Origin of the sequence: Sporolituus thermophilus DSM 23256 (assembly GCF_900102435.1) — a bacterium.
GTDB classification, from domain to species: Bacteria; Bacillota; Negativicutes; order Sporomusales; family Thermosinaceae; genus Thermosinus; species Thermosinus thermophilus.
The window spans coordinates 1-26,371 of the sequence record NZ_FNBU01000022.1 but is presented as its reverse complement, the minus strand read 5'-3'; the positions used below and the strand labels follow the sequence as shown (position 1 = coordinate 26,371).

The 26,371-nt window shown below is 56.2% G+C and carries 22 protein-coding genes and 1 riboswitch; of the genes, 20 read left to right on the top strand and 2 right to left on the bottom strand.

Annotated features, from left to right (window positions below):
• Nucleotides 1-78 precede the first annotated feature (78 nt).
• From BLQ99_RS11840 to BLQ99_RS11760, 17 genes are all read left to right on the top strand, one after another.
• Nucleotides 79-726, top strand: coding sequence for a hypothetical protein (locus tag BLQ99_RS11840; protein WP_093691258.1), 648 nt, complete (start codon nucleotides 79-81; stop codon nucleotides 724-726).
• 66 nt (nucleotides 727-792) lie between these two features.
• Nucleotides 793-1,533, top strand: coding sequence for a polysaccharide deacetylase family sporulation protein PdaB (gene pdaB, locus BLQ99_RS11835; RefSeq protein ID WP_093691256.1), 741 nt, complete (start codon nucleotides 793-795; stop codon nucleotides 1,531-1,533).
• 138 nt (nucleotides 1,534-1,671) lie between these two features.
• On the top strand, nucleotides 1,672-2,772 hold the full coding sequence (mqnE, locus tag BLQ99_RS11830) for an aminofutalosine synthase MqnE (RefSeq protein WP_093691254.1): 1,101 nt from the start codon (nucleotides 1,672-1,674) through the stop codon (nucleotides 2,770-2,772).
• On the top strand, nucleotides 2,769-3,608 hold the full coding sequence (locus BLQ99_RS11825) for a menaquinone biosynthetic enzyme MqnA/MqnD family protein (RefSeq protein ID WP_093691252.1): 840 nt from the start codon (nucleotides 2,769-2,771) through the stop codon (nucleotides 3,606-3,608). The genes mqnE and BLQ99_RS11825 overlap by 4 nt, the downstream gene beginning before the upstream one ends.
• Complete coding sequence (mqnC, locus tag BLQ99_RS11820; RefSeq protein ID WP_171904669.1) at nucleotides 3,605-4,642, top strand: cyclic dehypoxanthinyl futalosine synthase; 1,038 nt, start codon at nucleotides 3,605-3,607, stop codon at nucleotides 4,640-4,642. Before BLQ99_RS11825 ends, mqnC begins: the two co-directional genes overlap by 4 nt.
• Nucleotides 4,643-4,661: 19 nt before the next feature.
• Nucleotides 4,662-5,501: an MTAP family purine nucleoside phosphorylase gene (locus BLQ99_RS11815; protein ID WP_093691250.1), complete on the top strand. Its 840-nt coding sequence runs from the start codon at nucleotides 4,662-4,664 to the stop codon at nucleotides 5,499-5,501.
• 29 nt (nucleotides 5,502-5,530) lie between these two features.
• Entirely contained in the window at nucleotides 5,531-7,072 is a 1,542-nt protein-coding gene (guaA, locus tag BLQ99_RS11810; RefSeq protein WP_093691248.1) for a glutamine-hydrolyzing GMP synthase, read from the top strand.
• A gap of 95 nt (nucleotides 7,073-7,167) precedes the next feature.
• Nucleotides 7,168-7,269, top strand: a riboswitch (purine riboswitch).
• A gap of 240 nt (nucleotides 7,270-7,509) precedes the next feature.
• Nucleotides 7,510-8,880 carry an NCS2 family permease gene (locus tag BLQ99_RS11805; protein ID WP_093691246.1) on the top strand — a complete coding sequence of 457 codons (1,371 nt, stop codon included), beginning with the start codon at nucleotides 7,510-7,512 and terminating at the stop codon, nucleotides 8,878-8,880.
• Nucleotides 8,881-8,961: 81 nt separating this feature from the next.
• Complete coding sequence (purE, locus tag BLQ99_RS11800) at nucleotides 8,962-9,456, top strand: 5-(carboxyamino)imidazole ribonucleotide mutase (RefSeq protein ID WP_093691244.1); 495 nt, start codon at nucleotides 8,962-8,964, stop codon at nucleotides 9,454-9,456.
• A 20-nt stretch (nucleotides 9,457-9,476) separates the two neighbouring features.
• A complete protein-coding gene (gene purC, locus BLQ99_RS11795) occupies nucleotides 9,477-10,193 on the top strand; it encodes a phosphoribosylaminoimidazolesuccinocarboxamide synthase (RefSeq protein ID WP_093691242.1) in 717 nt (238 codons plus the stop codon).
• Nucleotides 10,194-10,214: 21 nt separating this feature from the next.
• Nucleotides 10,215-11,633, top strand: a complete 1,419-nt coding sequence (gene purF, locus BLQ99_RS11790) for an amidophosphoribosyltransferase (RefSeq protein ID WP_093691240.1) — start codon at nucleotides 10,215-10,217, stop codon at nucleotides 11,631-11,633.
• A complete protein-coding gene (gene purM, locus BLQ99_RS11785) occupies nucleotides 11,620-12,684 on the top strand; it encodes a phosphoribosylformylglycinamidine cyclo-ligase (RefSeq protein ID WP_093691238.1) in 1,065 nt (354 codons plus the stop codon). Before purF ends, purM begins: the two co-directional genes overlap by 14 nt.
• Nucleotides 12,677-13,297 (top strand): phosphoribosylglycinamide formyltransferase, encoded by a 621-nt coding sequence (gene purN / locus BLQ99_RS11780; protein ID WP_093691236.1) that lies wholly within the window; start codon nucleotides 12,677-12,679, stop codon nucleotides 13,295-13,297. Before purM ends, purN begins: the two co-directional genes overlap by 8 nt.
• Nucleotide 13,298: 1 nt before the next feature.
• The gene (gene purH / locus BLQ99_RS11775) at nucleotides 13,299-14,849 is read left to right on the top strand and encodes a bifunctional phosphoribosylaminoimidazolecarboxamide formyltransferase/IMP cyclohydrolase (protein WP_093691234.1); all 1,551 of its coding nucleotides are present in this window, start codon (nucleotides 13,299-13,301) and stop codon (nucleotides 14,847-14,849) included.
• A gap of 12 nt (nucleotides 14,850-14,861) precedes the next feature.
• Nucleotides 14,862-16,139 carry a phosphoribosylamine--glycine ligase gene (gene purD, locus BLQ99_RS11770; protein WP_093691232.1) on the top strand — a complete coding sequence of 426 codons (1,278 nt, stop codon included), beginning with the start codon at nucleotides 14,862-14,864 and terminating at the stop codon, nucleotides 16,137-16,139.
• A gap of 94 nt (nucleotides 16,140-16,233) precedes the next feature.
• Nucleotides 16,234-16,746, top strand: a complete 513-nt coding sequence (locus tag BLQ99_RS11765; protein ID WP_093691230.1) for a DUF456 domain-containing protein — start codon at nucleotides 16,234-16,236, stop codon at nucleotides 16,744-16,746.
• Between the two features lie 21 nt (nucleotides 16,747-16,767).
• Nucleotides 16,768-17,205, top strand: a complete 438-nt coding sequence (locus tag BLQ99_RS11760) for a GNAT family N-acetyltransferase (protein ID WP_093691228.1) — start codon at nucleotides 16,768-16,770, stop codon at nucleotides 17,203-17,205.
• Between the two features lie 26 nt (nucleotides 17,206-17,231).
• On the opposite strand, the gene BLQ99_RS11755 is transcribed toward BLQ99_RS11760, so the two are convergent.
• Nucleotides 17,232-18,158, bottom strand: coding sequence for a LysR family transcriptional regulator (locus tag BLQ99_RS11755; RefSeq protein WP_093691226.1), 927 nt, complete (start codon nucleotides 18,156-18,158; stop codon nucleotides 17,232-17,234).
• A gap of 109 nt (nucleotides 18,159-18,267) precedes the next feature.
• Between BLQ99_RS11755 and BLQ99_RS11750 the strand changes: the two genes are divergently transcribed.
• The 3 genes from BLQ99_RS11750 (at nucleotide 18,268) to BLQ99_RS11740 (ending at nucleotide 24,635) form a co-directional block, all read left to right on the top strand.
• A complete protein-coding gene (locus BLQ99_RS11750) occupies nucleotides 18,268-22,038 on the top strand; it encodes a phosphoribosylformylglycinamidine synthase (RefSeq protein ID WP_093691224.1) in 3,771 nt (1,256 codons plus the stop codon).
• Between the two features lie 178 nt (nucleotides 22,039-22,216).
• Entirely contained in the window at nucleotides 22,217-23,911 is a 1,695-nt protein-coding gene (locus BLQ99_RS11745; protein WP_093691222.1) for a LytS/YhcK type 5TM receptor domain-containing protein, read from the top strand.
• Nucleotides 23,901-24,635 carry a LytR/AlgR family response regulator transcription factor gene (locus BLQ99_RS11740; RefSeq protein WP_093691220.1) on the top strand — a complete coding sequence of 245 codons (735 nt, stop codon included), beginning with the start codon at nucleotides 23,901-23,903 and terminating at the stop codon, nucleotides 24,633-24,635. The genes BLQ99_RS11745 and BLQ99_RS11740 overlap by 11 nt, the downstream gene beginning before the upstream one ends.
• A 51-nt stretch (nucleotides 24,636-24,686) precedes the next feature.
• On the opposite strand, the gene BLQ99_RS11735 is transcribed toward BLQ99_RS11740, so the two are convergent.
• Nucleotides 24,687-26,186: a DASS family sodium-coupled anion symporter gene (locus BLQ99_RS11735; RefSeq protein ID WP_093691218.1), complete on the bottom strand. Its 1,500-nt coding sequence runs from the start codon at nucleotides 26,184-26,186 to the stop codon at nucleotides 24,687-24,689.
• Nucleotides 26,187-26,371: the final 185 nt, after the last annotated feature.

The following is a 26,371-nucleotide window of genomic DNA, read 5'->3' as shown; positions in this document are numbered from 1 at the left end:
TTTCGTGCCCGAAAAGCCGATATAATGGAGTTGGTTTCTGGATAATGCCGGCAATGTTTGTATGCAGGGGGTAAAACCGTGGAGTATAAAGTTACCCGGCAGGGGCGGCTGCCGGCCTGTCGGCTCAGTGAAATCATGCTGCGTGAGGTGTGGGCGGTTTTTCACGCTGAAGAAGGTCTTAAGTGGGAGGCGGTTGTCGGTACCGGCGGTGATTTGCTGGGCAAGCACTGGCAGCGGTCCCAGCAAACGGTAACGGACTGGGACGAACTTGTTAGTCTGCTCCGCTCGCTGCCGCGGGTAGACTCACTGACTATTACCTTTGAAGCGCTAGAGAAAGGCGCGCTGGCCATAGCCTTTAAAAACTACCCGCCTGTCGGCGGCTCGATCGTAGCCGCCGGCCACGAAGCGGCCTGGGTGGAAGCAAGAATGGCCGCCGTTATGGCAGTAGTGACCCGTTATTGCGAACCGTTCACCACACGATTATATTCGCGGCTTGGTTTTAGTGTCATTCAGACCGCCATTCCGCTGACAGCCGCCTTTATTGTCGTTGTTTTGGCGGCCGGGCTTGTTATTCCCCGGGAAATCCGGCAGAGTGAATATCTGTGGTGGATTACGGCGGCCACGGTTGTCGCCACCCTGCGGCTGGCCTACACGGTTTCGGACCGGCTGATTATGGCCGCGCTCAAGCGTTATCCCTACATTCGCTGGACGGAGAAAACGGACTAAACTCTTATCGTCATATTTCGCCTCCTTGCCGCATACATATCACTGTAGCGGGAGGAGGGAGAAAGCATGATTGTTAACTTGCGGCGGCTTATGGGGCACCGGCACTTGTTTTTTGGAATTATCGGCATTTTCGCCATTAGTACCCTCTACGTTCAGGTCGCCAATGTTATCGCTGGCGGCCCCATAGCCATTGCCGGTACCAATACCGATCATAAAGTTGTCGCGTTGACTTTCGACCATTCGTGGGGTAATAAATTCACGCCGTCCATTCTGGACACGTTAAAGCGTCATAACGTGAAAGTGACCTTTTTCATTATGGGACCATGGGCGAAAAAGTATCCCGAAGTTGCCCGCCAGATGGTGGCCGACGGCCATGAAATCGCAAGTCACGGTTACCGTCACGAAAATTACGGCGATATGACGCCCGAATGGGTAAAAGAAGACATTCTAAAAGCCCATGCGCTAATTAAGGAAGTAACAGGGGTTGACCCGACCCTGATCCGTCCGCCGAATGGGCACTATAGCCAGCGGTCGCTCAAGGTTACGGACGAACTAGGCTATAAGACCATTATCTGGAACGTGGACTCGCTGGATTGGAAAAATCCCGGCCGGGATGTAATTATCGAGCGGGTTATGAAGCGGTTAAAGCCAGGGGCGATTATACTGATGCACGCATCTGATACGCCCGTACAGACCGCCGAGGCGCTGCCCATCCTGCTAGAAAAAATTAAGGCCGAAGGCTATCAAATCGTGACCGTAAGTGAGCTTCTGAGCAAATACAGTGAAAAAGGAATTCAGCGGCACTAACGCATGTGCAGCCTGCTTTGGCAGGCTTTGCTTTTTTCGGGCAGGAAATAAACAGCCAAGCGCGAAGTACAATAAATCGCATAATTCGGCAGGATTATGCTGATAACTACACACAAGCCAAATCCGAGGTGCGGCATTATGGAAGAACTTATTGCGGCCGCTAAGGAGAAGGTCCTGCGCGGCGACCGCCTGAACTTTAATGAGGCTTTGGCCTTATACCGGCAGGACGACCTCCTTTTATTGGGCCAGCTTGCCCGGACAGTTAAGGAGCGCAAATCCGGCCGTTATGTTTATTTTAACGTCAATCGCCATATAAATTTGACCAATATTTGCGTTGCCCGCTGTCCGCTCTGTGCGTTCGGTCGCGGCGCCAACCATGAACAGGCGTACATCATGGAAAAAGACGAGGTGGAAGCATTGGTGCGGCAGGCGGCCACCGCTTCGCCGAACCTGACGGAAATTCACATCGTCAGCGCCCTGCATCCGGACAAGCCCTTTAGTTATTATTTGGATATTGTCCGGATGGTGAAAGGGCTGTTACCCCACGTCCATATCAAAGCCTTTACGGCGGCGGAAATTGTCCATTTCGCGAAACAAGCGCAAACGACAGTGCGTGAGGTGCTGACTCAGCTCAAACAGGCCGGGCTGGATTCACTGCCTGGCGGTGGCGCGGAAATTCTTGATGATGAGGTGCGGCGCGTGATTTGTCCCAATAAGGCGACCACGGCTGAATGGATCGAAGTAATCAAGACCGCTCACCGTCTGGGGATTCCCACCAACGCCACCATGCTTTACGGCCATATTGAGACCGTAGAGCAGCGCCTGCGTCATCTTTTTACCCTGCGGGAAATCCAGGACGAGACCGGCGGCTTTCAGGGGTTTGCTCTATTTCCTTTTCATCCGGAAAACACCGGCCTGTCGCACTTGAGGCGGGTTTCAGCCTGGGAAGATCTGAAAATGATTGCGCTCGCGCGACTCGTCCTTGACAATTTCGACCATATTAAAGGGTTCTGGATGATGCTCACCATGCCGGTGGCCCAACTGGCGCTGGCTTTCGGGGTAGATGATTTGGACGGCACGGTCGTGGAAGAAAAAATCATCCATGCCGCCGGGGCGAAAACTGCCGCCGGTATTACCAAAAACGCCATCATTCGCCTGGTGCGTGAGACTGGTTATGTGGCAGTGGAGCGGGATACGTTCTACCGGCCGCTGGCCGTATACGACGGGGGGGCAGCATGAGAGAGCCGCGCTTGGGGCATATTCACTTTATTAATTGTCTGCCGCTAACCTATGCTTTTGATATCGGCGGCTATGGCCAGGGTTTTACCATTGTCCGGGATATGCCCGCCCGGCTCAACGGTATGGTCGTCGCCGGCGAACTGGACGCCAGTCCGGTATCGTCGATTGTTTATGCCCAGCAGCCGGACGAGCTGCGTATCCTCCCCGATGTGTCCATCAGCGCCGAGGGGGCGCTGCAAAGCATCTTGCTTGTCGCCAAGCGGCCAATCAGCGCGCTGGACGGGCAGGCGGTGGCGCTTACGGCCAAATCAGCTACCTCTCACCGGATGCTGAAAATTATCCTGGCTAAAGCCTACCATATTGCGCCGCGCTATTTTATCAGCCCGCTGACGTTGGCCGAAGGGGTGCTCCAGCAAGCCGAAGCGGTGCTGTTTATTGGCGACGACGCCCTGGAAGCTTTTCACCACCGCCATCCTGACTACTGGTACTATGACCTGGGGGACGAATGGCGCAAACTGACGGGACAGGGGATGGTCTACGCCCTGTGGGTGGTTAACGCTGATTTTGCGGCCAAACGTCCCGCGGCATTGCAGCAGATCCACCGGACAGTGACCGGCGGTTTCGCATACGGTTTGGCGCACTTGCGCCTGGCGGCCAGGATGATGGCCGGCCGGACACCCTTTACGGCCGAACAAATTTACGAATACATAAACCTTTTAAATTATGGATTTACCGAACGTCACCGGCAGGCCCTGCTTACCTATTATGGCCTGGCCTATGATTTGGGGCTGATTGCCCGCATTCCCGAACTTCGATTTGCGGAGGTAATACTGTGAGCGCTCCTTTGACGCCGGCGGAAGGCCTGGAACTTCTGGCCCACGGCGACATTTTGGCCTTGGGACGGGCGGCGGACAGCGTTCGTCGGCGCCTGCACCCGGGCAACATCGTTACCTTTATCATTGACCGCAATATTAACTATACCAATGTCTGTCAGAGTGAATGCCGGTTTTGCGCTTTCTACCGCCGCGCCGGCCACCCGCAGGCCTATCTTTTGGACAATGAGGCCATTTTGGTTAAAGTACGGGAAACGCTGGATGCGGGCGGCACGCAGATCATGCTGCAGGGCGGACTGCATCCAGAGCTCGGCATCGAATATTATACCAACCTGTTAACGTTAATTAAAAAACACTACAATATTACCATTCATTCTTTTTCGCCGGCGGAAGTTCTGCATATGGCGCGGCAGTCAGGCTTGCCGGTAGCCGATGTCCTCCGGCGGCTAAAGGCGGCCGGGCTGGATTCCCTGCCGGGCGGGGGGGCGGAAATTTTGGTCGATGCCGTGCGGCGGCGGGTCAGTCCGCAAAAAATCAGCGCCAACGATTGGCTGATGGTCATGCGGGAGGCGCACCGGGCCGGCCTCGCCACGACAGCCACCATGGTTATCGGTATGGGGGAAACTTACCAGCAGCGCATTGAGCACTTTGACAAGGTGCGCCGTCTCCAGGCGGAAACGGGTGGCTTCCGCGCCTTTATTATGTGGTCGTATCAGCCAGGCAACACCGCTCTCGGCGGGGAAAAGACATCGGCCTGGGATTATCTGCGCACGCTGGCGGTGGCTCGGCTGTACCTGGATAATTTCCGGCATATCCAAGGCTCCTGGGTGACGCAGGGCCAGGAAATCGGCCAGTTGACGCTGGCCTTCGGCGCTAATGATTTGGGCAGTATTATGCTGGAAGAAAACGTGGTCAAGGCGGCAGGGACGTCGTACGAAATGTCCCGCGAAAAAATGATTGCCCTCATCCGGGCGGCCGGGTACAGACCGGCCCAGCGCGATACGGCGTACAACATTTTGCGCGTATTCGACTCATAGGGAGGCGAGGGGAGCGAACATGAACCTGCTTAAAACCGATTTTGCCGTTATTGGCGGTTCAGGCACGCTGGCCAGTGATTTTCCCCTGGGGGCTGGCGATCCAGGGGTTAAAATTTTAGCCGATGATTTGTTTTTTGATACGCCCTATGGCATGAGTCCGCCCTTTCGTCTGTTCAGTCTTGATGACAGGCAGGTGCTGACCTGCAAAATGCACGGCTGGCGCAGCGGCACAAGCCGTGCCGACGCTTCCCGGCAGGTTTTTTGGGTGCTGCGGGAAGCGGGCGTCAAACGGATTATCGCCGAAGGGGGCGTGGGGTCGGTCAATTACCTGCTCGACCCCCGTGACGTGGTTATCCCCGATGATTACATCGATCTTTCCTTGCGTAAGGACGTGGGCTTAGAGGGAAAATATCTACTGGTGATGCGCGACGCCTTATGCCCGGAAATTCGTAGCGCCCTTGCCGCCGCCGCCCGCGCGCGCTACGGGGGCCGCATTTTTACCCGGGGCGTCTATGCCGTCACCGAAGGGCGCCACTTCGAAAGTCCGGCGGAAATCAGAATGCTGCGCGGCCACGCCGACATTGTCGGTCAAAGCCTGTGCCCGGAAGTTTATCTGGCCCGGGAAATTGGCGCCTGTTATGCCGGTCTCTATTTCGTGGTCAATTATGGCGAGGGTGTGGTCAAAGACTGGTCCCATCAAGAGTTAAAAGCTATTTTTTATAATGATGCGCCCCTTATCAGCCGTATTTTGCTGGACGCTATCCGCCGTTTAGCGCCTGCCGGCGTCTGTCAGTGCCGGGACCTCAGAAAAGAGACGCTGCTGAAAGGTGTTTACAGTCCGGCCGATAATATGATATAGTTTGGTCTTAAAAGGAGGAATGTCTAATAATGGAGTTTAATGGAAAAGAACAGGTCCTGGTGATGGACTTTGGCGGACAATACAGCCAGCTTATCGCCCGCCGCATCCGGGAGTGCGGCGTATACTGCGAGATTGTTCCCTTTAATACCCCGGTAATGGAGATTCGCCAGCGGCAGCCGCGGGGTATCGTCTTTTCCGGTGGTCCCTCCAGCGTGTACAGTGAAGGGGCGCCAAAATGCGATCCCCATATCTTTACCATGGGGATTCCCGTTTTGGGCATCTGCTATGGCATGCAATTGACCGCCCATTTGCTGGGGGGCGAGGTCGCCCATGCCACATCCCGCGAATATGGCAATACTCGTCTATATATTGACGACAACAGCGGTCTTTTTGCCCAAATTGACCGTGAAACGCAGGTGTGGATGAGCCACAGCGACTATATCGCTACTCCGCCCGCCGGGTTTGCCGTGACCGCTCATACTAACAGTACGCCGGTGGCAGCCATGGCCGATCCGGTAAGGCGCATCTATGGCGTCCAGTTCCACCCGGAAGTGGTCCATACGCCTGAAGGCCTGAAGATGCTGCGCAATTTCCTGTTTGATATCTGCGGCTGCCGCGGCGACTGGAACATGGGTTCCTTTGTCGACCAGGCGGTGAAAGCTATTCGCCGGCAGGTAGGCGATAAGCGGGTGCTGTGCGCCCTGAGCGGAGGTGTCGATTCATCGGTAGCCGCCGTGCTGGTCCATAAAGCCGTAGGCGACCAGTTAACCTGCGTCTTTGTCAACCACGGTTTGCTGCGCAAGGGGGAGGCCGAGCAGGTAGTTAAAACCTTCCGCGACGGTTTTCATATCAACTTAGTCTATGTGGATGCCAGCGAGCGTTTCTTAAACCGCCTGCGCGGCGTCACCGACCCGGAACAAAAGCGCAAAATCATTGGGGAAGAATTTATTCGCGTGTTTGAAGACGAAGCGCGTAAGCTGGGCGATATTGAGTTTTTGGTGCAGGGCACGCTTTATCCCGATGTCATTGAGAGCGGAACAGCCACGGCGGCGGTCATCAAGAGCCACCACAACGTGGGCGGTCTGCCCGAAGATATGCAGTTCAAATTGGTCGAGCCATTGCGGGACCTCTTCAAGGACGAGGTTCGCGTCTTGGCCCGGGAACTGAACTTGCCGGAGGATATCGTCTGGCGGCAGCCATTTCCTGGTCCTGGTCTTGCTATCCGGATTATCGGCGAAGTCACAGAGGAACGGCTTGAGATTTTGCGGGAAGCTGACGCCATTGTCCATCAGGAAATCAAGATTGCCGGCCTTTACCGCAAGGTATGGCAGTCGTTTGCCGTCCTGCCGGCCATGAAGAGCGTCGGCGTCATGGGCGATGAGCGCACCTACGCGTATACGGTTGGTCTTCGCGTCGTGTCCAGCGAGGATGGCATGACGGCCGACTGGGTGCGTCTGCCCTATGAAGTATTGGATATTATTTCCCGCCGCATTGTCAACGAGGTGAAAGGCGTCAACCGCGTTGTCTATGATATTACGTCTAAGCCACCGTCCACCATCGAATGGGAGTAAGAACAGGTGAATCCGAACATTTTCCCTCGCTGAAACAAAATAGTTCACTTTTTTGTTGACAGTATTGGCTGCCGCTGGTACAATAAGAAACGTAGACAACATATATTGCTCCTACTCGTATAATTTTGAGAATATGGCTCAAGAGTCTCTACCGGGCAACCGTAAATTGCCCGACTACGAGTGAAAGTGTACCTAGGGTTCCGCATGGCCGGAGCTTACTTTCGGCTATGGCTGCGACCGAGTGGTACAGGTGTTACCCAGTAACGCCACACCGATGGGATAAAAACCCGGGCGGGGAAGTTTCGCTCTTTACGAGATGGAAATTTTCCCCTGCCCGCTTTTTTTGTTTTCGCCGGGGTGATGGCCAGGTTCGGTGGCGGCGGTAAATGGGAGGGCTTTACTCAAAAGACAAATGCGACTTGGGAGGAAAAAGAAAAATGTTTGAGAAGTTGTTTGAGCTGAGTGCGCGGAAAACGGACGTTAAAACAGAAGTCATGGCCGGCATTACCACCTTCATGACCATGGCCTACATTTTGTTCGTCAATCCTAGCATTCTGGGGGCGGCCGGCATGGATAAAAACGCCGTCCTGCTGGCAACGGCCCTTGGCGCCGGTTTGGTGACGATTATGATGGGACTCTTTGTCAACTATCCCATTGCCTTAGCGCCTGGCATGGGCCTCAACGCGTTTTACGCTTTTACCGTTGTTATTGGCATGGGCGTTTCCTGGCAGGTGGCGCTGGGAGCAGTATTTATTTCCGGTCTTATCTTTATTTTGCTCACTGTCACCAATATCCGCCAGCTTTTGGTAGAAGGCATGCCAACATCGCTTAAACATGCGATTACCGTCGGTATCGGTTTGTTCATTACGATTATTGGCCTGAAACTGTCCGGCATCATGAGCATTCGTCTCTCCCTTATTCCGCCGACGCTGGAAAAAATCATCGCCGCCAAAGGCAATGGCACGCCCATGCACTTTGAGACGATTATTGAGCTCGGCAAGCTGGCCGATCCCCACGTTCTCCTTGCCGTTTTCGGGCTTATCCTGATTGCTGTGCTGATGGCGCGCAATGTGCGCGGCGCAATGCTCATCGGCATTCTTACCACAACAATTATCGGTATTGTTATGGGCATCGTAAAGATTCCGGCCGGTTTCAGCCCCATTGCCGTACCTGATTTCAGCCGCAACGCTTTCTTTGCCCTTGACATTTGGGGCGCCATCCATATGGGCCTTTTGACCATCATCTTTACCTTTACCTTTGTTGAGTTGTTTGACACCATGGGCACCTTGGTGGGCGCCGCTAACAAGGCCGGTCTGGTAGACAAGGACGGCAAGTTTCCCGGCATCGGCAAAGCCATGATGGTCGATGCTACCGGCGTAAGCCTGGGTGCGCTGCTTGGCACCAGCACTATTACCGCTTATATAGAGAGCGCGGCCGGTATCGGCGCCGGCGGCCGCAGCGGCTTGACGGCGATTGTCTGCGGTATTCTCTTCTTACTTGCCCTGTTCTTTACGCCGCTGGCCGGTCTTATTCCCGACGCGGCTACCGCCCCTGCCCTCATCATTGTCGGCGCGCTCATGCTTGAGTCGGTTCGTCACATCGATTTCAGCGATTTCACCGAAAGTATGCCCGCTTTTGCCACTATCGTCCTGATGCCTTTTACCTACAGCATTGCCAACGGCATTTCGGCCGGCTTGGTACTCTATCCGCTTCTCAAGCTGGTAAGCGGGCGGGGCCGGGAAGTTCACTGGATCGTTTATATTCTGGCCGTGCTTGTCGTTCTCCGGTTTATCTTTCTTGCTGAATAAGATTATTTGCTGAACTTAACCCAGATACTAAGAAAAAACCTTAGTATCTGGGTTTTAAATACCGCAAAGGAGTGTTGGAAAGTGAAGGCAGCCGTCATAATGGGAAGCGATTCCGATTTGCCGGTTCTCAAGCCGGCGCTGGAAACATTGCAAGAATTTGGCATCGAAACCGAAGTGGTGATCGCTTCGGCTCACCGTACGCCCCATAAAGTTCACGAATTCGCCGCTACGGCCGAAAAACGCGGCGTTAAGGTGATAATTGCCGCAGCCGGCGCCGCCGCCCATCTTCCCGGCGTCGTCGCCAGTTTCACTACCCTGCCGGTTATTGGCGTGCCGGTTAACAGCACGTCCCTTGGCGGGCTCGATGCGCTGCTAAGCATTGTCCAAATGCCTTCCGGCATCCCCGTAGCCACCATGGCCATTAACGGCGCCAAAAACGCTGCCATCTTCGCTGCGCAAATCATTGCTACCGGTAATGCCGCTCTTGCCGCCAAACTGGCCGATTACCGCCAAAAACTGGCTGCCGAAGTGGAACAAAGGGCTGCCCGGGCCCAGGAAAAACTGCAAGCCAATTAGCGATGAAGGGGGAATGTTTTATGGAAAAACAGCCGCTTTATGAAGGGAAAGCCAAAAAAATCTATGCGACCGACAATGCCGATGAACTATTGGTGTACTACAAAGATGACGCTACGGCTTTTAACGGCATTAAACGCGGTACGATCTTGAACAAAGGTGTGCTCAACAATAAAATTTCCGCCTTTTTCTTTGAACTACTAGGCAGGCATGGTATTAAACATCATTATATCCGCACTATCAGCGACCGTGAAATGTTGGTTAAAACCTTGAAGATCCTACCGGTCGAAGTTGTCGTCCGCAATATAGCGGCTGGATCGCTCGCCAAGCGGATTGGCTGGGAAGAAGGAAAGAAACTGCCGTCTACGGTACTTGAGTTCTACTACAAAAACGACGAGCTGGGCGATCCGCTTATTAACGACTATCACATTAAGGCCCTCGGCTTGGCAACCGAGGAACAAGTAAAAGTTATGGCTGAGACAGCGCTCAGGATTAACGGCATTCTCGGCGCCTATCTGAAAGAAAAGAACCTGGAACTAATCGACTTCAAATTGGAGTTTGGCCTGCATAAGGGCGAACTACTGCTGGGCGACGAAATTTCGCCTGATACGTGCCGCTTCTGGGACAGCCGTACCGGGGAGAAACTGGATAAGGACCGTTTCCGCCGTGATCTGGGCAATGTGGAAGAGGCCTACAAGGAAGTGCTGTACCGCCTGACCGGGGAGGTCTTTGCCGACTAGGCTGCGGAAAGGAGATTAACTGTGTACTACGATTTTCGGGCTGATAAGCTGCGGGAGGAATGCGGCGTTTTCGGCATCTTCTCCCGCCATGACGACGTGGCGCTCAATACCTATTGGGGTCTGTACGCCTTGCAGCACCGGGGGCAGGAAAGCGCCGGCATCGCTGTTACCGACGGCAGCGAAATGGAGGTTCAGCGCGGCATGGGACTGGTAGGCGAGGTATTTCGCCAAGGTCTGCCTGCGCTGCGCGGCCATATAGCCATTGGCCATGTCCGTTATTCAACTACCGGCTCCAGCCTGCCTGCCAATACTCAACCGCTGTTGGTAACCTATTCCGGCGGACATATCAGCCTGGCGCACAACGGTAACCTGACTAACGCCCACGAGCTCCGGCAGGCGCTGGAAAAACAGGGCAGCGTCTTTCAAACTTCGGTGGACAGCGAAGTTATCGTAAACCTCATTGCCCGTTCGTCGCAAGGTACGATTGAAGACAAAATTAAAGAAAGCCTGACCCGCATCAAGGGGGCCTACTGTCTGGTTATCATGACCGAAGATAAATTAATTGGCGTGCGTGACCCCCATGGCTTCCGGCCGCTGTGCCTCGGCCGGTTGGGCGGCGGCTGGGTTATCGCTTCCGAGTCGTGCGCGCTTGACATCGTGGGCGCTGAGCTGGTGCGGGACATCGAGCCCGGCGAGATGGTGGTCATTAGCGACGCAGGGCTTAAATCCGAGCGGTTTGGGCAGAAAGACCGGAAAGCTTTGTGCGTTTTTGAGTATATTTATTTTGCCCGTCCGGACAGTATTATTGACGGACAAAGTGTTTACGAAGCCCGTTTCCGCATGGGGCAGCAGTTAGCCAGGGAAAGCGGGCTTGCGGCAGATATCGTTATTTCGGTACCAGACTCGGGTACCACCGCTGCCTTGGGTTTCAGCCGCGAAACCGGTATCCCCTATGCCGAAGGTCTGATCAAGAACCGTTATATCGGCCGTACTTTTATCCAGCCGGAGCAAAAAAAACGTGACCTTGGCGTACGGATGAAGCTTAATGCTGTCCGCCACACCGTGCAGGGCAAGTCGATTATCATGGTTGACGATTCCATCGTCCGGGGGACGACAAGCGGCAAAATTGTGCGCATGCTGAAAGAGGCCGGCGCCGTGGCGGTGCACATGTGCGTCAGCTCGCCGCCGATCGGCTTCCCCTGCTATTATGGTATCGATACAGCCGTGCGCAAAGAACTTATCGCCGCTACCAAGCAAGTAGAGGAAATCCGCCAGTTCATTGGCGCCGACTCGCTGCATTACCTGTCACTCGACGGCTTGAAACAGTCTATTACGAATGTGGCTAGCGACGCCATGTGTTACGCTTGCTTCAACTGCGATTATCCGGCCGGTATGCCGGCCTGCACTGCCGCAGGAGGGAATAAATATGTCTTTGAATAAAGAGACCGGGCTTACTTATCGTGATGCAGGTGTAGACATCGACGCCGGCAACGCGGCGGTAGCCTTGATTAAAGACCATGTGCGTTCCACCTATCGTCCCGAGGTGGTCGGCGACATCGGCGGTTTTGGCGGTCTGTTCGCCTTAAACACCGGCAAATATCGCCAGCCGGTGCTGGTATCCGGCACCGACGGGGTGGGCACGAAATTGAAAATCGCCTTTTTGCTTGATAAACACGATACCATTGGCCAGGATGCCGTTGCTATGTGTGTTAATGACATCTTGGTCCAGGGGGCCGAACCGCTCTTTTTCCTGGATTATCTTGCCGTCGGCAAATTAGAGCCGGCCAAAGTGGCGGCTATCGTCGCCGGTATCGCCAAGGCTTGCCGCGAGTCCGGGTGCGCCCTCATCGGCGGGGAAACGGCGGAAATGGCCGGCTTTTATCCCGACGGTGAATATGATATTGCCGGTTTTGCCGTCGGGGTGGCGGAACGAGAGCGGCTCATCACCGGCGAAAAGATCCGGCCGGGCGATGTCCTTATCGGCCTTCCTTCCAGCGGCCTCCATTCCAACGGTTATTCGCTGGCGCGTAAAATTTGTTTTGATGTTAAGGGCTTCGCGCCGGACGTCTACATTCCCGAACTCGGGCGGACGCTGGGCGAAGAACTGCTCACGCCCACGCGGCTGTACCCGCGCGTCTGCTTACCCCTCCTTGAGCGGTTTGATATCCGGGGCATGGTCCATATAACCGGCGGCGGTTTTTATGATAACATCCCGCGCGTGCTGCCCGCCGGCTGCGCCGTGGAAATTGACGCCGGCGCCTGGCCCATGCCGCCTATCTTTGCTTGCCTTCAGGCTTGGGGGCAGGTAGCGTGGCCCGAGATGTACCGCACCTTCAATATGGGCATCGGCCTCATTCTCATCGTGCCGGCCCATGAAGCGGACGCCGTCCGGGACGACCTGGCGGCGCGCGGCGAAGCCTGTTACGTTATTGGCCGGGTCGTGGCCGGAAATGGCGAAGTGGTCCTTAAAGGAGGCGTTTTTGGTGAGTAAGGTAACGCTGGGCATACTGGCCTCCGGCCGGGGGTCCAATGCCCAGGCCATTATGGACGCCATCAGGCGCGGCGAGGCGGACGCCACGGTGGGCATTATTATCAGCGATAATCCGGCGGCGCCGGTGCTGGCGCGCGCGGCTGAATACGGCGTGCCGGCGCGCTGTATCGAACGGGCCCGTTTTACCAGCCGGGAAGCGTTTGAAGAAGCGGTGGCTGACGAACTGATAGCCTATGGTGTGGAGCTTGTCGTACTGGCCGGCTTCATGCGCCTGCTCAGTCCATACTTTATCAGCCGTTTTCCCGGCCGGATTATGAATATTCACCCGTCACTGCTGCCGGCCTTCCCGGGGCTTGACGCCCAGGGGCAGGCACTACGCTACGGCGTCAAGGTGTCGGGCTGCACGGTTCATTTTGTCGACGAAGGGATGGACAGCGGCCCGATTATTCTCCAGGAGGCCGTGCCGGTGCGGGATGACGATACACCGGCAACACTCGCCGAGCGTATTTTGGCAGTTGAACATGTCCTCTATCCACGGGCGATTTCCTTATACTGCCAGAGAAGATTGGTCGTGGAAGGGCGGCGGGTGCGAATCCGGGAAGGAGAGGAGTAACGTGAAAATAAAACGCGCGCTTATCAGTGTTTCCGATAAACGGGGACTGGTTGAATTTGCCCAGGCTCTCTGCCGTTTAGGAGTTGAGCTCATTTCCACCGGCGGCACCTTACAAGTTTTACGCGATGCCGGCCTGCCGGCGGTTTATGTCGGTGACGTTACCGGCTTTCCCGAGATGATGGACGGCCGGGTAAAGACACTGCATCCCCGCATCCACGGCGGTATCCTGGCCGTGCGGGACAATCCCGAGCATGTGGCGGCCTTGGCGGCGCACAATATCCCGGCCATCGATATGGTTGTCGTCAATCTGTATCCCTTCCGCCAGACGGTGGCCAAGCCCGGCGTGACCCTGGCCGAAGCGGTGGAAAACATTGACATCGGCGGGCCGGCCATGGTACGGGCGGCCGCGAAAAATTTTCGCCATGTGGCCGTCGTGGTTAACCCTGACCGCTACGGGGAAATCAGCGAGCGCCTGGCGGCGGACGGCGACCTCACGGTTGAATACCGTATGGCCTTGGCCCGTGAAGCCTATTACCACACTGCCGAATATGACGCCTGTATTGCCGCCTATCTTGACGGACAGCTCGGGGCGGGGCCGTTTCCCGGAAATCTGCACCTCGTGTTTGAAAAAGTGCAGGACCTGCGGTATGGGGAAAACCCGCATCAGCAGGCCGCCTTTTACCGGGTCAAGCACTTTACCGGCGCGGGTATAGCCACGGCCCGGCAGCTTCACGGCAAAGAACTTTCCTTTAATAATATCGTTGACCTCGAGGCCGCTTACGCCTTAGCCAACGAATTTGCCCAACCGGCAGCGGTCATTATCAAGCATACCAATCCCTGTGGCACGGCCATCGCCGCTACCCTTGCCGAAGCCTATGCCAAAGCGTATGCGGCCGACCCGGTATCGGCGTTCGGCGGCATTGTCGGATTCAACCGTGAGGTAGATAAGGCGACCGCCGCGCAGATAAGCGCCGTCTTTACCGAGGCGGTTGTTGCGCCCGGCTACAGTGAAGAGGCCCTTGGTCTCTTGCGGCAAAAGAAAAATCTTCGCTTGCTTTTGGCTGCGCCGGCCCAACCAGTTTCCGGCGCGGCTGCGGAATGGGATATCAAAAAGGTATCAGGCGGCATTCTGGTGCAGGAGGCGGACAGAGCGGACGCCGGACGGAACGACATGCGGGTCGTTTCCCGCCGGGCGCCTGGCGACGCCGAATGGGAGGATTTGCTTTTTGCCTGGAAAGTGGTAAAGCATGTAAAGTCGAACGCTATCGTCGTGGCTAAGGGCGGTCAGGCCCTTGGCGTCGGAGCCGGGCAGATGAACCGGGTGGGCGCGGCCCAAATTGCCCTGACCCAGGCCGGAGAAAAAGCACAGGGGGCGGTACTGGCCTCTGACGCCTTTTTCCCCTTCCGCGACACCGTAGATGCTGCCGCCCGGGCCGGAATCCGCGCCATCATCCAGCCCGGCGGCTCGGTGCGGGACGAGGAGTCCATCCAGGCGGCCGATGAATATGGCATCGCACTGGTCTTTACCGGTGTGCGCCATTTTAAACACTAGGAGGTGGCGCTAGTGCGTGTATTGGTAATTGGCAGCGGCGGCCGTGAGCATGCCCTGGTCTGGAAACTGGCGGCCAGTCCGCGCGTTACACAAATCTACTGCGCGCCGGGCAATCCCGGTATCGCCGCTCTCGCCGAGTGCGTGCCTATTGATGTAAGCGATATCACGGCCCTTCGCCGGTTTGCCCTTGAGCGGCAGATCGATCTGACGGTTGTTGGCCCTGAGCTGCCGCTGGTACAGGGCCTGGCCGACGACTTTGCCGCCCATGGTCTTAAAGTATTTGGTCCTAAGCAGGCGGCGGCCCGGTTGGAAGGTTCGAAGGCATTTGCCAAAGCGCTAATGCAAAAATACAACATTCCGACCGCGAAGTTCGCCGTATTTGAGGACGCAGCCGCTGCCATGGACTGCATCCAACGGTGGGGGGCGCCGGTTGTCGTCAAAGCTGACGGCTTGGCCGCCGGCAAAGGCGTGGTAGTGGCCCAAACGGTGGATGAGGCCCTTGCCGCCGTGCGGACCATTATGTGCGACCAGGCTTTCGGCACCGCCGGCAGCCGGGTAGTTATCGAAGAATATATGGAAGGCGAGGAAGCTTCAGTTTTGGCCTTTACTGACGGTTGTACCGTCGTTCCGATGGTGGCCGCCCAGGACCACAAGCGCGCCTATGACGGCGACCAGGGCCCTAATACGGGCGGGATGGGCGCCTACGCGCCGGCGCCGGTGGTGACGGCGGCGGTGCGTGACCGGGTAGTGCGGGAAATCCTGCAGCCGGTAGTGGACGCACTGCGGCAGGAAGGCTGTCTGTACCAGGGCTGTCTCTATGCCGGGCTGATGATCACCGCTGCGGGGCCGAAAGTTGTAGAATTTAACGCCCGTTTCGGCGATCCGGAAACACAGGCCGTATTGCCCCTTTTGCAGAGCGACCTTGTTACGGTTATGGAAGCCTGTGTGGACGGACGGCTGCACGAAATAGACGTCACCTGGGCGGACGGTGCGGCGGTCTGCATTGTTGCGGCCGCCGGCGGCTATCCGGGACCATACCGCAAGGGCGACGTTATCAGCGGCCTTGCCGCCGCCGAAGCGGCAGGCGCACTGGTCTTTCACGCCGGAACCGCCGTTAGCGGCGGCGAACTGGTGACCGGCGGCGGGCGGGTGCTCGGGGTCACGGCCTGCGCCGATACCATTGCCGCCGCCGTGGACAAAGCGTACCAAGCGATAAGCAATATTAATTTTGCCAATATGCATTACCGCCGGGATATCGCCCGACGGGCATTAACAAAAGCCAGGGAGTGATTTGGCCCTGGCTTTTCGCTTGTCCTTAAATTTGCAGGTAAAAACGCCGCCAGGGGCGAAAACTATGAAAAAGGATTACGGCAGGTGAAAGTGAGTGGATTGGAGCGCGGTACTTGCCAGTCTGGGTCTTGCCGTCCTGCTACTGGCCGGCTTGGGGCTGACGCTCGTCGGCCTGCCCGGTAACTGGCTGGTCATGGGCTTAGTGCTAATTTACGGGTATTGGGAAGGCTTTCAGCATTTCCACGCCAAACTGCTGCTCTTGCTGTTCGGTTTGGCTCTGGCCGGCGAAGTGGCCGAGTTTACCGCCGGCGCGATTGGCGCCAGAAAAGCGAAAGCATCGAGAGCAGCGACGGCAGCCGCCTTGGCGGGCGCTTTTGCCGGCGGGATTGCCGGCACTGTCCTGCTGCCGGTCGTAGGATCGCTCTTTGGCGCCATGGCGGGCGCTTACGGGGCCAGCTACCTGGTTGAGTATGGCCGGACAAAAGATGCCCTGCAGGCCGGACGGGTCGCCCGGCAGGTTATGCTGGGACAGCTCACCGGCACACTCTTGAAATTGGCGGTAGGGGTGGCGATGGTCATCCTGGCTATAGCGAATTTACCCTGGTAAGGGGCGGAGGGGAGAGTCAGAATGGAGAACAGATTAATTATCCGGCCGGCCGCGGAGGGGGACCTACCGGCAATTTTCGCCTTGTATGGCGAGCTGGCGAAAGCCTATGACCAAAAAGACGACAGCGGCGAAGCCTGGCGGGAGGCGTGGCAGGACAAGCGGCAGCACATCCTGGTGGCTGAGCGCGACGGTGAGATTGTGGGCACCTTGACCTGCATTGTTATCCCCAACCTCGGCCACGGAGGGCAGCCCTGGGCGGCATTGACCAATGTGGTCGTGGCGGCGGCTCATCGCGGGCAAGGCATTGGTACGGCGCTTATGGCCGAGGCCAGCCGCCTGGCCAAAGCGGCCAACTGTTACAAAATCGTTCTCTCCAGTAACCTGGTCCGGACCGAGGCGCACGAGTTTTACCGACGCCTTGGCTGGCGGCAGACGCACATTGGTTTTTCCCTGGAGTAAGCTGCTTACACGCGAAATAGCCCCCTTTATTGGGGGCTATTTCGCGTTCGTGGAGCAGATTGACTTTTAGTTTCTACCAACATCTCAAGGAATTTTTGGGCCGCCAGCGGCAGCGGGATATTTCGGTTGGATACCACTCCCCAGTAGCGGTAGGGGATGGGGGCCGCCACATCAAGGACAAAAATTTCGCCCCGTTCCACTTCGGTTGCGGCGTAATCCTCAGCCACAAACGAAAGTCCCAAGCCGATTTTGGTCAACTCAATCAACAGGTCAACGCTCCCCAGCTCCACTTCGGGGATGATGGATACGCCGCTGGCCTCAAGCAGGGCGTCAAAAAAATGCCGCGTTACCGTGTTTTTTTCCAGCATGAGAACCGGGTAGCGGGCTAGATCGGCGAGGGATAACGTCTGGCCGCGCAACTGGGCAAACGCCGGACCGGCGATAAACACATCCCGGATGGTGGTACGGCGGTGGACGGTAAAATCCTCCGCCAGACTGGCGGGCAGATTGACGGCCGCTAAATCGACGGCGCCTTTTTTCAACAGCTCCAGGCAGACGGGAGAAGGACGGTTTGTGATTTTGAGCTTGATATGAGGATAGCTCTGAATAAATTGCCGAAAGTACGGCAGGAAATAATATTTACAGATGGTATCGCTGGCGCCGATTTTGATTTCGCCTTCCTGCAGGGAGCGGATTTGCCGGACGGCGCGTTCCCCGGTCTTAATGATATGAAAGGCTTGCTCGATATGGGAAAATAACCGCTCGCCCTCCTGCGTGAGAGATACTTGTTTGGTCGTGCGGACGAAAAGACGGCAGCCCAGGCTATTCTCCAACTGTTTCACGGCCTGGCTGACGGCCGACTGGGAAATGTACAGATCGCTGGCCGCCTCGGAAAAGCTAAGATGCTTGGCCACATAGTAAAAGACTTTGTAGAGTTCGAAATTGATGTTCATTAATTAACATCCTTTATAAATGATATTATTTATATTAATTATTATAATTAATAATAGCGTGTTATAATCTATATGTAAATTGTTTTTTGTATTAAAGGGGGCGGCACAATTGGCACAACCTGTGCGCAGAATTTATGTAGAGAAGAAGGCGGGCTTTGCGGTCGAAGCGCAAAATTTATACACCGATCTTAAAGTGAACCTGGGGATTAACGGCCTGACCGGCGTGCGGATTGTCAACCGCTATGATATGGCCGGGGTAAGCGAGGCGGAATATATCCAGGCACGTACCACAATTTTTGCGGAACCGACGGTGGACGAAGTCTATGATGAAGAATTGCCGCTGGCCGCGGGCGACCGTGTCTTTGCCATTGAATATCTCCCTGGCCAATACGACCAGCGGGCTGATTCGGCAGCGCAGTGCCTGCAAATTCTGACTCAGCGGGAGCGGCCGACGGTGCTTTCGGCCAAAGTTATCATCCTGCAGGGGGAACTGGCGGACGATGACTTTGACCGCATCAAGCGATACTGCATCAATCCCATCGAGTGCCGCGAGGCGGCGCTGACCAAACCGGATTGTTTGGAGACGAGTGCGCCGCCGCCGGCCAACGTAGCCGTTCTGGCCGGGTTTACTACTATGGCCGGGGCGGAACTGGCGGCGCTTCACACCGAACTCGGGCTGGCGATGAGTCTTGAGGATCTGTCTTTCTGCCAGGCCTATTTCCGGGATGAAGAGCGGCGCGACCCAACGATAACGGAAATTCGCGTTATTGACACTTACTGGTCTGATCATTGCCGGCATACCACCTTTCTGACCAAAATCGAAGACGTGGTGATTGAAGAGGGGCGCTACAGCCGGCCGATTGCCGACGCTTTTGCTGCTTACCGCCAGTCCCGGGCCTATGTTTACGGCGAGGCGGCAAAAGATATGTCCCTCATGGACATTGCCACAATCGGGATGAAGGAACTGAAAAAACGGGGACTGCTGGCTGACCTTGATGAGTCGGACGAGATCAACGCCTGCAGTATTGTTGTTAACGCCGACGTAGACGGCCGGACGGAAGAATGGCTGGTCATGTTCAAAAACGAGACCCATAATCATCCTACCGAAATCGAACCGTTTGGTGGCGCGGCAACCTGTCTGGGCGGCGCTATCCGCGATCCGCTGTCCGGGCGGGCTTATGTCTATCAGGCAATGCGCGTCACCGGCAGCGGCGACCCGCGCGCGAAGATTGAAAGTACGCTGCCTGGTAAACTACCGCAGCGGAAAATTACCATTGGTGCAGCGGCGGGGTACAGTTCCTATGGCAACCAGGTAGGTTTGGCCACCGGCCAGGTGGCCGAGCTTTATGACGAGGGGTATATCGCCAAGCGGATGGAAATTGGCGCGGTCATCGCTGCCGCACCGCGCCAGAACGTCGTGCGGCAGCGGCCCCAGCCCGGCGATGTCGTGCTGCTGGTCGGTGGCCGGACAGGGCGGGACGGCTGCGGCGGCGCTACCGGCTCGTCCAAGGAGCACAACTTAGAATCACTGGCGACGTGCGGCGCCGAGGTGCAAAAAGGCAATCCGCCAACCGAACGGAAGATTCAGCGTTTGTTCCGTAATCCCGCCGTAAGCCGGCTGATTAAAAAGTGCAACGATTTCGGAGCCGGCGGCGTTGCGGTCGCCATCGGCGAACTTACCGACGGCGTGCGGGTCAATCTTGACGCCATTCCCAAAAAATACGAGGGTCTGGACGGCACCGAACTGGCCATTTCCGAGTCGCAGGAGCGGATGGCCGTTGTCGTGGCTGGCGACCACGCTGACATTTTCATTCGCTATGCTGCGGCGGAGAACCTTGAGGCCACGGTCGTGGCCGAAGTAACGGCCGAGCGGCGCCTAAGAATGTTTTGGCGCGGCCAGGCGATTGTCGACCTCAGTCGCGACTTCCTTAATACCAACGGGGTAAAACAGCATACCCGCGTCGTTGCCACCGCTCCGCCGGCCGAAGCAAACTGGTTTGAGAGGCTGCCGGCTGGCGTCCGACCGGCGCTGCCCGATCTCAGGGCAGCCTGGCTGACTAACCTCCAAGACCTCAATATCTGCAGTCAAAAGGGACTGGTCGAGCGCTTTGACAGCACTATCGGCGCCGGGACGGTGCTGATGCCTTTTGGCGGTAAGTACCAGGCTACGCCGGCCGAAGGCATGGCGGCCAAGCTGCCCGTTCTTGACGGCGAGACGACGACCGCCACGCTGATGACTTTTGGCTTTCAGCCGCAGCTGGCTACTTGGAGCCCGTTTCATGGCGCCGTCTACGCCGTTGTCGAGGCGGTGGCCAAAAGTGTGGCCATGGGCGGCGACTACCGGACGATCCGGCTGACCCTCCAAGAATATTTTGAGAAGTTGGGCAAGGATCCTCACAAGTGGGGCAAGCCGTTCAGCGCCCTGCTCGGCGCTTTCTACGCCCAAAAACAGCTGGGCATCCCGGCGATTGGCGGCAAAGACAGCATGTCCGGTACTTTTATGGACCTTAATGTGCCGCCTACGCTCGTCGCGTTTGCCGTCAATGTGACCGACGCCGGCCGCATTGTTTCCCCCGAATTTAAGGAAGCGGGGAATTTAGTCGTCTTGATTCCGGCGCCGCGTGATGATCAGGAACTGCCCCGGTTTGAAATTTTGAGCCGCAATTTTGCCAAGGTAACGGAACTTATTCGTGCCGGCCTTGTCCGGGCGGCCACTGCGGTGCGCTACGGCGGTTTGGCGGCGGCGCTGAGCAAAATGGCTTTCGGCAACCGCATTGGCTTTGTTGCCGCGGCCCAGCTGGCGCCGGAAGCGTGGTTTAGCGCCGACTACGGCTCCTTTGTCCTCGAGCTGGACGGCAAGGCTGATCTAAGCAAGCTGGAGGACGTAGATTATGTTATCCTCGGCCATACCACCGCCGCTCCGGTCATCCGCCTGGGGCAAACGGAAATTTCCTTGGCCGAGGCCTATACCGCCTGGGAGCAGCCGCTGGAAACGGTCTTTCCCACCAAGGCGGCCGAGCCGCCGACGCCGCGGGTGATTGCCTGCGAGCGGCGGAGCAGGAAAGGCAGCGTCCGGGTTGCCAAACCGCGCGTCTTAATCCCTGTGTTTCCCGGTACCAACTGCGAGTATGATTCGGCCCGGGCGTTTACTCAGGCCGGCGGCTTGGTGGATATGATGGTTGTCCGCAATTTAACGCCTGCCCAGATCGAGGAGTCTATTGACGAATTGGCCCGCCGCATCGGTCGGGCGCAAATTGTCATGCTGCCCGGCGGTTTTAGTGCTGGTGACGAGCCGGATGGTTCGGGCAAGTTCATCGCCACGCTGCTGCGCAATCCCAAAGTCAAAGACGCGGTCCACGACCTCCTGAAGCGGCGCGACGGCCTGATGCTGGGCATTTGCAACGGGTTTCAGGCGCTGATTAAACTGGGGCTGGTGCCCTATGGCGAAATCCGCGACATTACGCCCGACAGCCCAACCCTTACCTTTAATGCGATCGGCCGCCATGTTTCATGTATGGTACGAACCAAAGTGGTATCCACGTTGTCGCCGTGGTTTAACAACGCTAGGCTGGGAGATATTCACACCGTAGCCGTCTCGCACGGCGAGGGCCGGTTCGTTGCGCCGCCGGCGGTGCTGGACGAACTCATCGCTAACGGGCAGATTGCCACCCAGTATGTCGATTTAGACGGCAAACCCAGTAGTGATATCCGCTACAATCCCAACGGTTCGCTGGAAGCGGTTGAGGGCATTACCAGCCCTGACGGGCGGGTGCTTGGCAAAATGGCTCATTCCGAGCGGATCGGCCGCTATGTGGCCATCAATGTGCCGGGTGATAAGGACCAGGGAATTTTTGCCGCCGGCGTCCAATATTTCCTCTAATGGCGTTAATTTAGCCGTCGCGCATTGATTTAGTGCGGCGGCGATTTTATTGGCATATATTTTATGGGCTGTTCACCTTGTCACTGGTGCGGCGGCGGCGTTACAATAATAATGATTAGAATTGAAATTTGCGCGATCATTTGCTTGGGCACGATACTTTTAATGTCATGGTGGTGTGATGAAATTTGAACTTATTTTGGAACTGATGGGCGACATGGCGCTGCTGGCCATGACCGCCAATTTTATCGGCCGCAACCGCTATATCGCCAGCTGTGCCGAACGGCCGACGGCGCCACGCTGCTGGCTGACCCTGACCATTATTTTTTCGGTTTTGTCCATTCTGGGCACTTATACCGGGGTTCCGGTCGAAGGCGCGTTGGCCAATACCCGCCTGGTCGGCACCATCATGGGCGGCATCATGGGCGGACCGTGGGTGGGGCTTAGCATTGGCTTTATCAGCGGCCTGCATCGTTATCTGATTGGCGGGTTTACGGCCGAAATCTGCGGCGCCGCCACGTTGCTGGGCGGACTGATGGCCGGTATGGCGCGGCAGAAATACGGCCTGCACGGTATTAACTGGAAAAAGGCTGCCCTGCTGGCCTTAGCTGCCGAAGGCCTGCAAAAGGGAATGGTGCTGCTTTTGGCCAAACCGTTTGCAGCGGCATGGGCGCTGGAAAAGGCCATTGCGGTGCCGACCACGGTAGTGACTATGTTGGGTACAGTAGTTTTTATGCTGATTTTGAAGGACATCAAAACCGAGCAAGAACTGCATGGGGCGAAAGCGGCCCAGCTGTCGCTGGAAATCGCCAGCCGGACGTTGCCCTTTTTACGGCATGGCCTGACCATGGAGTCGGCGCAGAAAACGGCGGAAATTATTTTTGCATTCACCGGGATGGATGCCGTCTCCATCAGCAACCGGGAGCAGGTGCTCGCCTTTGTCGGCAAAGGGGCTGACCACCACAAACCAGGCGAGCCGATTATGACCCAGTCAACCAAACAGACCATTATCAGCGGGACGCTGCATATCGTGCACACCGCCCAGGAACAGGGCTGTCCGGTGGCCGGGTGTCCGCTGCAGTCAAGCGTCGTTGCCCCGCTGGTGGTCAATGGCGCCGTTATCGGTACGGTCAAACTCAACCGGGCGGTGCCAAACGGCATTACCGAAGTCGACATTCGCATCGCCGAGGGTATCGCCCACCTTTTGTCCGTGCAAATTGAACTGGCCGAAGTTGATTGCCAGCGGAAGATGCGGGAAAAGGCTGAACTAAAGGCGCTCCAGGCCCAAATTAATCCGCACTTTTTGTTTAATACCATTAACATTATCATGTCCTTCTGCCGGACAAACCCTGACACGGCGCGCAGCCTTCTCGGCCACCTGGCGACAATGTTGCGCCACAGCTTTGCCGAGCGGCAGGATTTTATCACCTTGAAAGAAGAAATGGAAGGGATAGCGGCTTATTTGGAAATTGTAAAGGCGCGGTTCGGCTCCCGCCTGACCGTCATCACCGACCTCGACCCGCAGGTGCTTGACGTGCCTATCCCGCTGCTGACGCTGCAGCCGCTGGTGGAAAACGCCGTTCAGCACGGTCTGTTTCCTAAACTAAGCCATTGTGTTCTTACTATTGCCGCTTACCGACAGGACCGAACCGTTGTCATTGATGTAAGGGACAATGGCGTTGGGGTGCCGGCGGAAAAGCTGCGGCTTATTTTGGCCGGGGAAGGACAAGGCATTGGTATCCGCAATGTTCATAAACGGTTAACGGGAATTTACGGGAAAGAGTATGGCCTGACCATCGAGAGCACGCTTGGGCAAGGGACAACCGCCCGAATCGTTCTTCCGTATGAAGGGAGGGATTTGGCGCATGCGGGTTAAGACGGTAATTGTCGATGACGAGCAGCCCATCTGCGATGAGATTGAGTACCTGTTAAAGCAGCATATAGACATTGACGTGGCGGCCAAATTTACCAATCCGGTCGAGGCACTGGACTATATTGGCGAACAAGGCTGCGACCTCGTGTTTGCCGATATAAAAATGCCAGGTCTGTCCGGGCTCGAGTTTGCCAAACGCCTGAGCGTGCTGCGCACTGCGCCCTTAGTTGTTTTTGTCACGGCCTTTCAGGAACATGCCCTTGAGGCGTTTGATACGCCCGCGGTGGGTTACATAACCAAACCAATTATGGAAGATAAACTCGCCCGGCTGATGGGCAAAGTCCGCCGTCTCATCGAACGCATACCCCAGGCGGATAATAGACCGGCGGCGGTTAGCAAGATTTGCGTTACCGCCGGCGGTAAGATTATCCCCTTGGATAAAAGCGAAATCGCGCTGGCCTATGTAAAAGACAAAGATGTGTTCGTCCGCACCAAAACCAATGAATATATGACAGCGCTGACCCTGCAGGAAATCGAAAATATCCTGGCCGGCAGCAATTTTTTGCGGGTTCACCGGCAGTATATTGTCAACCTTGACATGGTAAGGGAAATAATTCCCTGGTTTCATGGCTCTTATCTCTTGCGGATGGATGACTGCCGGCAGGACGAAGTACCGGTAAGCCGGACCAAGACTAAAGTTTTAAAAAGCATTATAGGTCTGAAATAACAAGGCCGGGCGCAGCAGTGGCTGCTCCCGGCCGTTTAATGTGCCTAATATTTAGCTGACAATTCCCAGCCATTTCCAGTAGGTGGCGCCCATCAGGACAATAAGCGCATAGGCGATAATGGTCAACGGAATACCGGTGCGGATGAAGTCCCGGACTTCGAACGTTTCCGTACCGTAAGCGATCATATTCTGCGGCGCGTTTACCGGCAAGATAAAGCCGAAGCTGACGACATACTGGAGGACCATCGTCATACCGACGATATTAATGCCAGGCGTTTTGACACCTTGGAGGATGGAAATAATGATGGGAATCATAGCGGCAGCTAGGGCGGTGGCGCTGGCAAAGCCGAGGTGAATGATGATCAGGAAGGCGGCTAAAACGGCAAGGATGACCAGACTAGACATGGTTTCCAGGCCGAACATGCTGACGATAATTTTTGCGAGCCAGGCTGCCGCTTTGGTGGACAGAATGGCGGAACCCAAGCTGATGCCGACGCCGAACAGGATTAAGGTACCCCAGGGAATTTTAGCCTGGGCGTCTTTCCAGGTCATGACGCCGATGCCGGGCAGCAGCATGAGCGTGATGGCAGCAATAGTAGTGGTCGAAGTATCGAACGGATGAACGATTTTTTCAGTTGACCAGAAAAAGAGGAGGATGAGCGAGAGAGCCAGCAGTTTCTTCTCGTCGGTTTTCATGGGACCAAGCGCCGCCAACTCTTTGGCTACTGCTTCTTTGCCGCCGGGGATTTCATCCATTTCGGGCGGCATTAGTTTAAGCAGAACATAATAGAGAACAACGGACATGATGGCGGAAAAAGGCGCGGCGGCGATAAACCAATCAAGCCAGGTGATGTATACGCCAAGCTGTTTTTCGATGAAGCCCAGGGCGATTAAGTTTTGGGCCGCGGCGGTTTTGATGCCCACGTTCCAGAGGCTGTCGGCTTGGGCGGTGGCAATCATCATAACGCCGGCAAAAGCGCTTTTTTGGTTAACGCCAAAGGCTTTAATCATGCCCATGACAATTGGCACCAGACATGCTACGCGGGCCGTGGTGCTGGGCACGAAAAAGCTGAGGATAAAACCGACAAAGATTACGCCGGCGAGCACGCGGTTGGTCTTGGCGCCGACTTTCGACAAGACGAAAAGCGCAATCCGCTTGTCAAGGCCGGTTTGCGTCATGGCAGCCGACAGGAAGAGAGCGCCGCCGACCAGCGCCAAAGCGGTATTGCTAAACCCGCCTAAAGCCATGGTCAGGGCTTTACTGGTGCCAATTACTTTTTTCGGATCGGCTACATCCGGGGAAATACCGAGCAGAAAGGCCATAAGGGTCATGATGACAGCGGCGCTCACGGGATAAGAAATAGCGTCGGTCATCCAGACAATAACGGAGAAGACGAGGATGCCGAGCATCCGCTGCCCTGCTACCGGCAGACCGGCGGGCGCCGGCAGCAGAATGATGGCGAGGAGTGCAATAAGTCCGATGATTAGGCCGTAGCGTTTGGCAAACGATTCTTGCGGTGGCTGGGCGGTGGTCACAGTCACCTTTTGCATGGTTTTTATATTCCTCCTTTTTTTGATTTATGATACTTGCCGCGCCAGGAGGATTACTCCTTGCGCAGCAAGCTCATACCTAGTTCGAGGGCGCGTTTGTTAACATCCTCGGTGCCGGGGGGAACGCGGTTAAGGACCGCCTTGGTAATGGACTCGACGCTAACGACATTGGTGGCCGCCACGAT

Excerpts from the sequence above, each read along its gene's own strand:
- purC (WP_093691242.1), top strand. The coding sequence starts at position 9,477 with ATGGAAAAACAGCCGCTTTATGAAGGGAAAGCCAAAAAAATCTATGCG.
- BLQ99_RS11755 (WP_093691226.1), bottom strand. The coding sequence starts at position 18,158 with ATGAACATCAATTTCGAACTCTACAAAGTCTTTTACTATGTGGCCAAG.
- BLQ99_RS11740 (WP_093691220.1), top strand. The coding sequence starts at position 23,901 with ATGCGGGTTAAGACGGTAATTGTCGATGACGAGCAGCCCATCTGCGAT.
- BLQ99_RS11760 (WP_093691228.1), top strand. The coding sequence starts at position 16,768 with ATGGAGAACAGATTAATTATCCGGCCGGCCGCGGAGGGGGACCTACCG.
- BLQ99_RS11825 (WP_093691252.1), top strand. The coding sequence starts at position 2,769 with ATGAGAGAGCCGCGCTTGGGGCATATTCACTTTATTAATTGTCTGCCG.
- BLQ99_RS11735 (WP_093691218.1), bottom strand. The coding sequence starts at position 26,186 with ATGCAAAAGGTGACTGTGACCACCGCCCAGCCACCGCAAGAATCGTTT.
- BLQ99_RS11805 (WP_093691246.1), top strand. The coding sequence starts at position 7,510 with ATGTTTGAGAAGTTGTTTGAGCTGAGTGCGCGGAAAACGGACGTTAAA.
- BLQ99_RS11745 (WP_093691222.1), top strand. The coding sequence starts at position 22,217 with ATGAAATTTGAACTTATTTTGGAACTGATGGGCGACATGGCGCTGCTG.
- guaA (WP_093691248.1), top strand. The coding sequence starts at position 5,531 with ATGGAGTTTAATGGAAAAGAACAGGTCCTGGTGATGGACTTTGGCGGA.
- BLQ99_RS11815 (WP_093691250.1), top strand. The coding sequence starts at position 4,662 with ATGAACCTGCTTAAAACCGATTTTGCCGTTATTGGCGGTTCAGGCACG.
- purM (WP_093691238.1), top strand. The coding sequence starts at position 11,620 with ATGTCTTTGAATAAAGAGACCGGGCTTACTTATCGTGATGCAGGTGTA.
- pdaB (WP_093691256.1), top strand. The coding sequence starts at position 793 with ATGATTGTTAACTTGCGGCGGCTTATGGGGCACCGGCACTTGTTTTTT.
- mqnE (WP_093691254.1), top strand. The coding sequence starts at position 1,672 with ATGGAAGAACTTATTGCGGCCGCTAAGGAGAAGGTCCTGCGCGGCGAC.